The sequence below is a fragment of the Photobacterium kasasachensis genome (assembly GCF_050336885.1).
In the GTDB taxonomy this organism is placed as follows: Bacteria; Pseudomonadota; Gammaproteobacteria; order Enterobacterales; family Vibrionaceae; genus Photobacterium; species Photobacterium kasasachensis.
Map to the genome: position 1 here is coordinate 430919 of NZ_JAKJSH010000007.1, position 12280 is coordinate 443198.

At 43.9% G+C, this 12280-nt stretch carries 6 protein-coding genes; 1 reads left to right on the forward strand and 5 read right to left on the reverse strand.

The window, feature by feature from the left end; all coding sequences use genetic code 11:
* Window positions 1-3 precede the first annotated feature (3 nt).
* Window positions 4-1641 (forward strand): eicosapentaenoate synthase subunit PfaD, encoded by a 1638-nt coding sequence (pfaD, locus tag L4D19_RS11720; protein WP_428452620.1) that lies wholly within the window; start codon window positions 4-6, stop codon window positions 1639-1641.
* Window positions 1642-1748: 107 nt separating this feature from the next.
* Here pfaD and L4D19_RS11725 read toward each other — a convergent pair whose 3' ends face one another.
* The 5 genes from L4D19_RS11725 to L4D19_RS11745 all read right to left on the reverse strand — a co-directional run bounded on the left by L4D19_RS11725 (window position 1749) and on the right by L4D19_RS11745 (window position 11753).
* Window positions 1749-3125: a hypothetical protein gene (locus L4D19_RS11725; protein ID WP_428452621.1), complete on the reverse strand. Its 1377-nt coding sequence runs from the start codon at window positions 3123-3125 to the stop codon at window positions 1749-1751.
* A gap of 408 nt (window positions 3126-3533) precedes the next feature.
* Window positions 3534-4346 carry a GGDEF domain-containing protein gene (locus tag L4D19_RS11730; protein WP_428452622.1) on the reverse strand — a complete coding sequence of 271 codons (813 nt, stop codon included), beginning with the start codon at window positions 4344-4346 and terminating at the stop codon, window positions 3534-3536.
* A gap of 228 nt (window positions 4347-4574) precedes the next feature.
* Window positions 4575-6806, reverse strand: coding sequence for a M9 family metallopeptidase (locus L4D19_RS11735; RefSeq protein WP_428452623.1), 2232 nt, complete (start codon window positions 6804-6806; stop codon window positions 4575-4577).
* A gap of 351 nt (window positions 6807-7157) precedes the next feature.
* Window positions 7158-10871: a zinc-dependent metalloprotease gene (locus L4D19_RS11740; protein WP_428452654.1), complete on the reverse strand. Its 3714-nt coding sequence runs from the start codon at window positions 10869-10871 to the stop codon at window positions 7158-7160.
* A gap of 27 nt (window positions 10872-10898) precedes the next feature.
* Entirely contained in the window at window positions 10899-11753 is an 855-nt protein-coding gene (locus L4D19_RS11745; protein ID WP_428452624.1) for a hypothetical protein, read from the reverse strand.
* Window positions 11754-12280: the final 527 nt, after the last annotated feature.

Genomic DNA, 12280 nt, shown 5'->3' on the forward strand with positions numbered 1-12280 from the left:
ACTATGACAACACAAACAACCATGAATAACGAAAAGCTATCTCCGTGGCCATGGCAAGTTGATGAAAATGCTACCCACTTCGATACCAATGCAATGGCACAAGCCCTTAAAGACTTGAGCTTCGGGTGCTACGTGATCAATCACCCAGAAAAGGGCCTGGGGATCAGCCAGCAAGCCGAGCTGACCTCTGGCGAATGTGCCAGTGCCAATACGAGTCACCCGGTCAGTGCCTTTGCACCAGCTCTCGGTACGCAAAGCCTGGGTGACAGCGATTTCCGTCGCGTGCATGGCGTGAAATACGCCTATTACGCTGGTGCAATGGCGAACGGTATCTCTTCGGAAGAACTGGTTATCGCACTGGGCCAGGCTGGTATTCTGTGCTCCTTTGGTGCTGCAGGACTGATCCCGTCACGTGTCGAACAAGCTATTCACCGTATTCAGGCAGCCCTGCCAAACGGCCCTTATGCCTTTAACCTGATCCACAGCCCGAGCGAACCGGCACTGGAGCGTGGCAGTGTCGAGCTGTTCCTCAAGCATGGGGTGCGCACTGTTGAAGCATCGGCATTCTTGGGGCTAACACCACAAATTGTTCAATACCGTGCAGCAGGCCTTAGCCGCGATGCTCAAGGCGAAATCCAAATTGCCAATAAGGTAATAGCAAAAGTCAGCCGGACTGAAGTTGCCCGCAAGTTTATGGAACCGGCACCGGCCAAAATCCTGCAGAAACTGGTTGATGAAGGCCGTATTACAGCCGAACAAATGGAGCTGGCTCAGCTCGTTCCGATGGCTGATGATATTACCGCGGAGGCCGACTCTGGCGGTCATACCGATAATCGTCCGCTGGTAACGCTACTGCCGACAATTCTGGCACTCAAAGAAGAGATCCAGGCGAAATACCAGTTCAAGACTCCGCTGCGTGTTGGTTCTGGTGGTGGTATCGGTACCCCCGATGCCGCACTGGCGGCGTTCAACATGGGAGCGGCCTATATCGTCACCGGCTCAATCAACCAGGCCTGTATCGAGGCAGGCGCGAGTGAGCATACTCGTAAACTGCTGGCAACAGCTGAGATGGCCGATGTCACTATGGCACCCGCCGCCGATATGTTCGAAATGGGCGTCAAACTGCAGGTAGTCAAACGCGGCACTCTGTTCCCGATGCGTGCCAACAAACTGTATGAGATCTACACCCGCTACGATTCAATAGAAGCGATCCCGGCCGATGAGCGCCACAAGCTCGAGACACAAGTATTTCGTTCAACACTTGACGAAATCTGGGCCGGTACCGTGGCACACTTTAACGAGCGTGATCCGAAACAAATTGAGCGTGCACAAGATAATCCCAAGCGTAAGATGGCTCTGATCTTCCGTTGGTATCTTGGCCTTTCAAGCCGCTGGTCTAACACTGGCGAAGCAGGCCGTGAGATGGACTATCAAATCTGGGCAGGCCCGGCACTTGGCGCCTTCAATGCATGGGCAAAAGGCAGCTACTTGGATAACTATCAGGATCGCCGCGCCGTTGATCTTGCCAAGCACCTGATGCATGGCGCCGCCTATCTGGCACGTATTAACCTACTGGCTTCACAAGGTATCCGGCTACCTGCAGATCTGGCCCGCTGGAAGCCAGAACAAAAAATGGCTTAACTGCATCAGCAGCCAGTCGTTTTATAGAAAACCAATAAAATCGGCCTTCAGATGAAGGCCGATTTTTATTAAGCACATAGAGGCTAACAGTATCAGTTTAACAACTATTACTCTTTAACTAAGTAACCAATAAGCGAAGTTACATTATCGACATTGGTATGCATCAGCACAATTTCGCTCGCATCAGATTTAGTCGGAATAATTGTAAAGTCCAACACTTCCCCATCCAACTTGACATAAGATTTCGCAAGTGAAACAGACGCCGTATTAATAGTTTGATCTGTGATAATTGTCCCAACACCATTATCACCCTTTCCATTTGGCTGTTTAATCGTCAGGGTAGAATCATCAACAGTGATTTCAAACTTGTAATCAAACTCAGTAGAAAGCTTAGATTTATACTTACCATTTAGCTTTGATAAGCTATCTAGCTTCACACCAGTAACAATTTTTTTCAGGTCGGCTGTAGGAGGATTGCTAAATTCATTAACAAGCACTGTCCACTCATTACCGGAAATGTTAACCGGATTCAGAGTGAAACTGTTCGTACGACCAGCAGGTCCAAACATTAAATATAAATGCCCCGCCTTACCTTTATCACCATCAGTTCCAAATGGTTTATTCAAAATTCCCCACGTCTGAACCGAGCCACTTTCATCAACAGACTTGGCAAATGCTTCGCCCTCGCCTTCAACGCTGTAGTAATCTCGGGTAGACTGATTAAATGCCTGATCTAAATGAAGAACAAGGTCATCGGCAAGAATTAGATACTTATCAGATACATCACTCGCAGAGAAAGCCGTATTTACACTGACCTTTTCAAGTGTTGACTGAAGTTCAGACTGAACGGTGGCTTCCGCAAGAAAGTCATCATGCTTAAAGTTCATATTGCTATCACGGTTAGCAAGCTTAACCTTATCAAGCAGTTCTTTTTTCAGTACCGCGGCTCTAGCTGCAGAATCTACAGTCGGATCGTTAATTAATGTTTGAAGATCATTGGTAACATCTTCACCGTTGTTATTAAATTTCAACCCGGTCAAATCAAGGCTAGTCGCGTCCGAACTTCGGTTAAATGATTTTAAAATGGTCGCAATTGTAATTGGATCAGCATTATTGTTGATATTGCCCACTTTTAGATCGTAAGGCGTTGTGATGCTGGATGGTTGAGGAACAAAGCCAATCTGGATTAAGTTCTCATCGCTCAAGGTTGCTTTATTATTCTCATCACATTTACCGAGATAAAATGAAACACTCTCACCTTCTACTGCTGAGTATGTGCCGCTCTCATCTGTACAGCCTGTGTTGTTTTCTGACTTGTAATACAGTCCTTTTACTGGCTCATCAATAAAGGAATAGCTGTTCAATTGAGGTGCTGTTTGTCCCGCACCGGCTGTAGATGAACTTGTTGAGCTATCATTACATCCTGTTGCGGCTAAAGCCGATATTGCAATACAAAGTACTGAGAGTTTCGTTTTAAAAGCCATATTTACTCCGGAAGTAGAAATAAAGTATCAAGGGAAATCATTCATTAAGCGCTGACCCTTATAGAGCAGCATCGATTCTGTTTTTGTTAAGAACATTTCATTCTCCCTTGCCTGACATTGTCTGTCTTCATGTCAAAAACGATACTCTCAGCATCCATACATTACACAGCTCTCACCTACAGCCGAATCCGACCAAATCTGTACAGAACCTGAACAGTATCGTTTTCGAGCTCATAATATATAAACTGGATTGCATTGAAATGCGATTTATATAAAAGCTAATGATGGCTCACAAAATTAGAGTAACAAATCTAATAATTACTAGACTTTCATAACAATATGATATGCAACTATTTTACTTGAGATATCTGTGGTTACCATAAGCCATGCGCAAAGCCATATACTGCTCTAACTTTGCAGACGGATGGACAAACTTGCATTAGAAGTGTGTCTTTTCTTAGCCATTTTCATTTTATACAACGCTTCATCCGCCCTGTTAATACTTGTTCGTAAGTGCCTTCTGTCAGCATTATGCTCAATACCAAAACTATAACGAATTCCCATTGAGTCAAGATCGGGCTCTATTCTGTTTAGAAAATGTTGAGCCCTGGATACTTGTAGTATCGCGATAAACTCATCTCCTCCGAATCGGATTATCACTTCCTTAGCTTTGACATGTTTTTTTAATGTATGGCAGAAATTAATTAATACCGTATCACCATATTTATGGCCTTTACTGTCATTCAGTACTTTAAAAGCATCCAAGTCAAAAAAAATCAGGTCGAACTTTCGTAACCGAATTCGATTAAACACTTTACGGTTATAGGCCGAAGTAAGCTCATCGATACATTCAGACAATTCATAACGTTCGAGAACGCGCTTGATACCAATGGCAATAAAAGAAATACCTAACAACAATACCCCATCATCAAGTAAAACCAGGACACTTTCAGGAAGCTTCTCAAATTCACTATCAACAGACTCAATTTCAACAACGGTACGGTATATAGCCTGCAAGATAAACATCGTCATACCGCCAATCGCATACGGTTCAGACTTAAATGAAGTAAATCCTGTAATTGCTATAGCGATGATTACCATAAAACTAAAGTACTCAAAGACAAACTCAACTTTAGAATTAAAGACTAAACTATCAATATTTACGATAACCGCTAATAGTAGAAGTCCAACTGAAATAAAAAGCGACAATATTCGTTTCATTACTAGCACTCTCATCCAAAGAACGAGCTCATCCACTATTAAACCATGCTGTTAAACACATAATTTCTAGTATGGCTAATGGCACTAACGACACGTCATCTATAATAGAAAAGCTTCACTCCAGTTAACAGCAGCAGTACGGTAAAAACAGTTATTCTCTGACTTAAGTCAACAAAAAAGCCTTCCTCCAGGTCATGGAGGAAGGCCTTTATCATCAAGTCATTTCTGTTACTTTGTCATCTCGATTTTTAGACTGGCCCCGTTGCTTGACGGATTACTTAGCGCTGTCACATATTGCCAGCCACTTGCAGGGTTATTGATAGTAAGTGACTCCACATTGCCCGGCTCGGTTGAGCTCAACACGTAGTTGTTGCTCTCAGCCCAGCTCGACGAACTATAGAACAAGTCAACATTGCCCTCGCCGTGGCCAGTATTAATATCAATACGGCTGACATCTGCGTCTACATAAAAGTAGTAATATGCCTTACCGCTACTGATACAGACAGTATTGCCATCATAAATCTGGCCATAACCGTATGGTCCCTGGACTTTACAACTATCAGGTATTAGAGCTGGCCCCTGCCCACCGATTGGAGAGTCATCACTTTGCACCACCTGCAACCAGTTATACCATTGATAGTCTAGGGAAGTGCCAATCGAGGTGTTGAGGAAATTAACCCACCCTTGCACATCACCGGCACGGGCATATTGCATTAATTGCTCAACGAGTTCTGGGGACGTTTCAAATAGGAAACGAACTGCCAGATAGCCCCAACGATAAACACGTTCGTCACCGCTGTTATAGGTGTTATTCAGTATTTCACTAAAGCGGTATCGCTGCTGACGGCCAATCTCTACCGCCTCGTCATAGCGATTTTGATGAGAAATATACTCAGCCAGTCCTTCAGACCACCAAACGGATTTGTCCTTGTCGATACTGAAGTAATTAAACGGGCCATACATGTTAAATCGGCCGTCGAGATAATGAATATACTCGTGGCGTAGGTTCCAGACCAAAATGTCGTCTCGCCACGTTGCCTCGTGAGCAATAAATCGAGCCTGATTTCCTTCAACCGAAGGATCTCCTTCTAGGTACATGCCCCCGTTATCAGTACTAATACCAAAGATGGTACCGGCGAATGATTTATAATCTTCAGTCGAATCGAAAATATTCACTTCGAGGTTGGTATTATAGTCATCATTCACAGGCTGGTTATTGGTATTTAATACCTGATGAAATAGCGTTTCTTCCTCCGCCAGCAACGCACAAGATTGCTGAAGCTCGGACTGCGTCATGCTCTGGGCACGAATCTTTATCGTATCACTACAAGAATGATGGATACTCAGCACAGCATCTTTGAGATCTTCCTTCCAGCCGCAAATACCGAACTTTTCACACTCTCCCGGGTTATAGCGTTCCAATGCCCCGGCTGCAGTAGCCCACGCCTTGGTGTTGCGCTCGAAGTGGGACATGAAACTGACGATGCCCTGATTGACTTCCTGTTTCAGGCTATCCGAGAGCCCCCAGTATTTCTGATATTCAAGAAAACGGGCATATTCATTTAGCGCATCAGTCGACTCATAGCTGTACTCAGAATTGTAAATATATTCTGAGGTTGCAACCTTAAGTAAAGCTGCTCGCAAGGCTGTTTGTTGCTCGGCTGATTTCGTATAGGTTTCATCCCAACTTCCGCGATAGAGCGTCGTTAGCGCCTTGGTTAACGCACTACGGTGTGACCATTGTGCGAGGTGTGCCGGGCTAAACTCATTCAAATACCGGGTAATGGATGTAACACTCTGGATGTAGTTTTTACTGCTATCCCAAGCTGTAAAGTACTCAGCCATTGTATTACCCTGAATATCGGTCACTTCAGATATAAAGGGGTTATTTCGATAGGTTTCAAGTAAAGATAGTAATGCTTGATGAGGTCGTTGGTCTTGATATTTCAGCTGCTCATTGTTGTACTCTATATAAAACGCACCCCGCAGATAATAAAACAGATTATAAAGGTCATCACCAGTGGATGAATTATAATCCGCGGCTATCACGGCTGCACGCCTGGCAATATCAATAACATTTTCAGCTTGGTATGTAGCAAGTGAAACACTGTCATTGCGGCGATACAATTCACTAATACACTCTGTAGATGTATCGGCTATAAACCTGAACAGATCATCGCCAGTAAGTGCTGAAAACTGACGATAGTCAGAGCAACCCGCACTGTCATTGAATAATTCAACATCCCGGTGCCGACGCTCTGATACTGTCGGTGCAGGAATAGTGATAGGAGCAATAATAGTCTCCGATTCACTGTATTCTCTTAGCGGTTCATTATAACCGCGTGTTGTTTCACCATCTGGGGAAAACTGAACATTGGTATTATTATCTTCTGCAAATACTGAGTAGCTAGTTAATAATGAAGTAATGAGTAGTGATAACCATCTTTTCCTGATAGCCATAATGTTTCCTTTTCCTTGGTTATTATTAATCAAAAGCAATACCTCTCATGAAGGAGTACATGAGTAGCCTTTGTCTTTTCTGTTTTATTCGAACCAACTGCGTGGAAAAGTATAAATATCAGTGCATATGAAATTTGAGATAAGAATCACTCGCCATAGATAAATCTATATTTTACTTTCATTATTAGATATTTGTTCCAAGATATCCCTGATATTCAACAGCAAAAGTTACACCGAAATGCCCGGCGCAAATTCTAGCAAAAACAAGCCCTAACGTATCTTGATAAAAAATGCCCCGGCATATAGAGCCGGGGCCTTCATTTATGTTGCGAAACTTGATAAAGCACTCAATTAGTGGTTTAGCAAATCACTCACAAGTGTCGCAGTCGTATTATAGACAGGCAGATTTTCCAGGCTTTGTTTCTGATAAGCATATTGCTTAGCTAACAAGGCCTTCTTGGTTTCATCCTGGTAGTCAGCAAGTGCAATCATGCTTAACTGAACAGCAGACAAATCAGCGCCACTTTTCTCTGCTGCAGACAAGGCATCAAAATCACGAACAAATTTGATCATATCCTGAGCATAAGTGTTATCTGCCGCTGCATAATAAGTTTTACCATTACTGCGAACATAGGTCAGTGGATCAACCTGCCAGCCTGGTTCGCTGCGCATGGTAATTGATCGAGCAAATACCTCATCACGTTGATCTGTCATATTTCCGGCCGAATGTTTGACCATAGCCGTCAAGATAGCCTTAATCAGTGACACTTCTTCATACTTCGGCAGGCCAAAGTAATCCCGGATTGAGTAGCTGCCATAGTATGGCATACGCTCAAGCTTCTGCGACCATGACCATGGTTCAAAATCACCATGAGGCTGATGGTAAACACCTTTTTCATCATTAAAGCTTACACTCAGGTGTTTTTCCCCTTTGATGATGGTATCAAGCACGGCTACCTTTGGATTAGATATCAACGGCTGACCGTTAACCACCTCGACATCCAACAAGTCAAACAGCGCCATCGTTGATCGATCAGTGGTACGACGCTCACCAATACGTTCCACCAACGCAGCTGCCGCAGCCAGCCGATCCGGCCAGTGACCAATATAGTCGATGTAATTGGAGTAATTATTCACCGGAGCAGGTCGTGGTGCACTACCGCTGTTCAGGTATTTACCAGCTTCACCAGTTACCAGACGTGGGCTATCCCCCTCAGCCAGACTTTTAACCACGGCAGGGTCGAAACACGATTGCGGCACATAGTTGATAGCGAAATTATTACGATAATTATAGTCATCAATTATTTCAGCCAGGCTGCGATAGCTATATTGGTCTGTGGCTTCATCTTTCAGCTCACAGGTATGATCCGGGGTCGCCAGGATCTTTACAAATTTATCCCGGACACTATCAACAGCTCTAGGCGAACCACAATACAAATCGAGCACGAAATCAGTCTGATCTTCCTTCGGATCAGTACACAGCGGGTTTACCTTCGACAGGTAGATCCGGAGCAAGTCATCCTTAAAGTTGTCCTGAACGAAATCTCTCCAGCGATCAAAGTTATGGATACTGTTTCGCCAATCCATAAAGGTACTGATACGGCCATTGGCATATTTAACAATGGTTTCTTCCGAAAAGTTGGCTTTCAGACCACGAATAGTTCGCTGATAATAGAGATCATCGTAACTTTCCAGTTTGAAGGCTGCAATTTCACCACGGTTTCGACCTTCATCATGTCGGTTACAGTCTTCGTTCAATGACACATTGCCATCGGTACAGAACATGAACTCTCTCAGTTTGGTATCTGCTGAGCCACCGTCACCCAGTTTCTGCTCGGCCGCCTTCACAACACCGTCATAGATATCAGAAGACAGTCTGCTGCTATCACGGAAGGTTTCCGCCCTAAGTTTATTATCCAGATCCGACACATCGAAATAGCTCACTTTAACAGCAGTTTTTCCTTTGCCGTCAGGAGCAATCACTTTCTGGTTAGTTTCCAGCTTACGTGAATAACCAAAACGCAATGCAGCCAAATCATAAGGACCATAGACAGGCAATGCATTCAGCATTGAAGGGTTATAATCCATAATTGATGAATAGCCAGGTACGGTTTTTAATCCGTGTTGGGCCAATTCATCTTGACTGAAGTAGTTGTGCTCATCATTACTGCCTTTGAAGTTATGACGCAAACCAAGGTTATGGCCAAGCTCGTGTACCAATGTCTTGGTATAGTACGCCCCGGCAATGAAGATACCTAGCTCATCACGAACACTTGTCGGTAGCTCACGCCATTTTTTCAGATACCCTGGCTCTCCAACCTTGCCATCCCGCCACATGTCAGGATTCTTATAGTCAAAAGTCCGATCCCCAACTTTCGTCGGTAGCGATTTAAATGTCGCTCCGGCTCGTAAATTATCGACCGAATACATATTATTTTCTGACCAATAACGCTTCTCAAGGCTTTCCAAAGCAGCCAACTGACTCACTGATGGTTGGTAGTCAGCATTCAGGCCTTTTTGCTCCTGGAATGCTTTCAAAGCTTGCATCATCGATTCGTAAGCCATCGGCTCGGACTCTAGCTGCTGTTTCGCATACTCGCCGCCGACAATAGGCATTGCCGCGTTATTCAGTCCGTCGAGCACTTCAGCTGTCTGGTTGCTAGCGTTGGTGGCATTGGTGGTATTGGCAGCAACATCTTGATCAGCCGATGCGGCCTGTTTTTGTTTTGTTACTGCAACTTGTCCGACACGGCCTTTGTTATAGTCAATAACCGCCTTGTCCCACAGCCAATCAGAAATAGACTGTAAAACGCCGGAGTACTGATTGACGTGGGCATGGACAATCTCGCCAGTCAACGGGTTCACGGCAGACGGACCGTAACCTGCCAGGCCATTTTTTAATGGCTCGTCTATCAGGTTAATCACGTTGTAGCGCAGGTCTCCAGGCTGTTTGCCAGACGGCTCAATCAGATTGATTCGAGGTACACCCACACGTTCAAGCTGTGGGTTAATATTCGCGATCACATCTTTGGTGATTTGCTTGAAAAAGCGCGTATTTTCGTTCAGGTCAAAGCTGTTGGACAGATGATAGTCAATCGTTTCCAGCTTGGGGTTAAACCGATGCAAATAATTAAACTTCTGATCAAACTGATCCCCCACATAGGAAACATCCGGCCTGCCCTGTTCGTTGGCAAAGAAACCGAAGGTGTCCTCGTCACCCTTTTGGTAGACAATCGGCTCGTAAGCATCTGTCATATTTGAGCTGAGTGACGGCGAACGCACCATGTCCAGCGGTACCAATGAGTAGAAATGCGAGACAGTAAACGTCAGGTTGCTGATATCAAATGAGGCACGATCCAGTGCATTGATAAGGCAGCTGAAATTATTGGCAATACTGTACTCTTGCTCAATCTCAAAGTTGATCACACCATCCTGGGTAATTTCGTACCCTTTCCAGTTTGAGTCAGGATCCCTGGCCAGGCGAGAATCACCGGATTTGGTATAACAACCGGAGGAATAGGTAAAGACATCATCCCAGCTCTTTTCATGTACTTCGACTTCGGAAAAATCGGGCACAAAGAAACGGCGCTCTTGCCATGACACTTCATTATTGTCGACCTCTTCTTCCTTGTTGGTACAGTCTCCGTAGTCATCCTCGCTACACTGATAATCAACGAAATCCCCCGGAATCGTCATAATCGGGCGCTGATTCGATTGAACGTCAGTCCAGCGGCCGAGTTTGTTTTGATCGATTTCATCCTGGCTGATGATATCTGGGCTGATCATTCGCACCTGCAGACTACCGCTTTCATTACTGTCAACATCGCCCTCAAACTTCAGGGTCACCAGCTTTTCCTTACCCTGAGTGAACGGAGCCATACTCACAGCGTAATCCGGTGCTTTGGCCATTGACGGCATATACAGATAGACTTGATCCGTCTTAATCTGAGTCTTACTTACTAGGTTATCCGGCTTTGCCAGTGTATCGTATGCCTGATCATCGGCACCACAACCAACCAATGCTGTTGCTATAGCTGACACCAACGCCAGCTTCCTAAATAAAATATGTTTTTCCTTTCTCATTTTTCATCCTTAAAACGAGAGACTTATATTTGCGCCAAATATTGCCTTGTCGCTGTCAAATAACTCGAGATCACCCAGGTTTCCTCGCTCGGCATCGGTATAAAACCCTGATGTTGATGCGCTAAGCGAGCCGGACAAAACATCTGTAAACTGGTATTCCACATAGGCAGATGCTCCATAATCAAAAGTGTCACGGCGGGTCCCCTGATAACTAACGGTATTTCCGGCCAAAGCCGAAACTCCCGTCGAAAACTTGTTTCGGGAATAATCAGCAGCCATGGATAAGCTATATATCCATTCTGTCAGGGAACGCCCTCCGGCAGTTTTATATTGGTGAAAGTTTTTCCTTATTCTGGGTGAAACGGATATATCCGCTTCCCATACTTTAAAACCGACCGGAAGATCAATACGCAAAGCGGTTTGTAGATCATCATCCCGGGAGGCTTCTGAAGTAGGAATAGTCAGTTGACCTGATAGGTCAATGGTTCCGCTTTCTCCAAAGTCATATATAGAATAACGCTTTAATTTGATTAAAGAGTCATTCCAAAAGTCTCCTGTTTCATCTTCGAGTGCTCGGTATGCGCCAGTTACAAAATACACTTTATACTGCTTGTTAATTGGTGAGTTGAGTGACAAATCCCATGATAAATTACGTACCGAACGGTGATCGTCTTTATCATAGATATTTGAATCATAGCCAAAGCTTAAGCTACCACCTAACTTGTACCCAACTACTTCCGTGTTATTTTTACTGATTCCTTCAGTCATCTGTTCTGGGTTTTCTGCTGCCATTGATGACAAAGAAAACAGTGAAGAAATAGCCAGCGCTGCTATCCGAACACAATAAGAGTGTGTGTTCTGCATACTATTATCCTGTAAAAATATAATTCAAGATATTGATGGTTGTCGTTATTATTTATTAACTCAGCATAAAGATCTGAGCCTGAAGTAATCTAATTACAATATCTTGACGACCTAATAATCTTGTTGCCTAATATCCTCCTCAATATTTCCATTTTAAATTAATGAGTTAATATAAAACAATAGCATTCCCTACCCATCAAACTAGCTGATAGGCTAATTTTTAAACCCTGACTATTGCTACGGTCATAAAATAACTATTAAATCAGGCTCAAGGTAACACGTTAAACCACACATTTAAGTGATTAATGACTACCAAATATCAACTATTATTAAATTCACAACTAATCAAGAAAACTAACTAGTTAGTTGCCAAAATTTAATAACGATACGAATCAACTGTTCATTCATCTAACTTGAATCAGAAACCAAGCCTGAATAGCTTTTATGATTTGAGTCCAATCAATGCAGTGGAGTAGGTATCCGGAGGGGCTATGTGAGTTATAAAGTCCATTTTAAAATCCATTTAT

Bases quoted from the DNA above. Each gene is read 5' to 3' on its own strand.
- pfaD (WP_428452620.1), top strand. From the start codon at position 4: ATGACAACACAAACAACCATGAATAACGAAAAGCTATCTCCGTGGCCA.
- L4D19_RS11725 (WP_428452621.1), bottom strand. From the start codon at position 3,125: ATGGCTTTTAAAACGAAACTCTCAGTACTTTGTATTGCAATATCGGCT.
- L4D19_RS11730 (WP_428452622.1), bottom strand. From the start codon at position 4,346: ATGAAACGAATATTGTCGCTTTTTATTTCAGTTGGACTTCTACTATTA.
- L4D19_RS11735 (WP_428452623.1), bottom strand. From the start codon at position 6,806: ATGGCTATCAGGAAAAGATGGTTATCACTACTCATTACTTCATTATTA.
- L4D19_RS11745 (WP_428452624.1), bottom strand. From the start codon at position 11,753: ATGCAGAACACACACTCTTATTGTGTTCGGATAGCAGCGCTGGCTATT.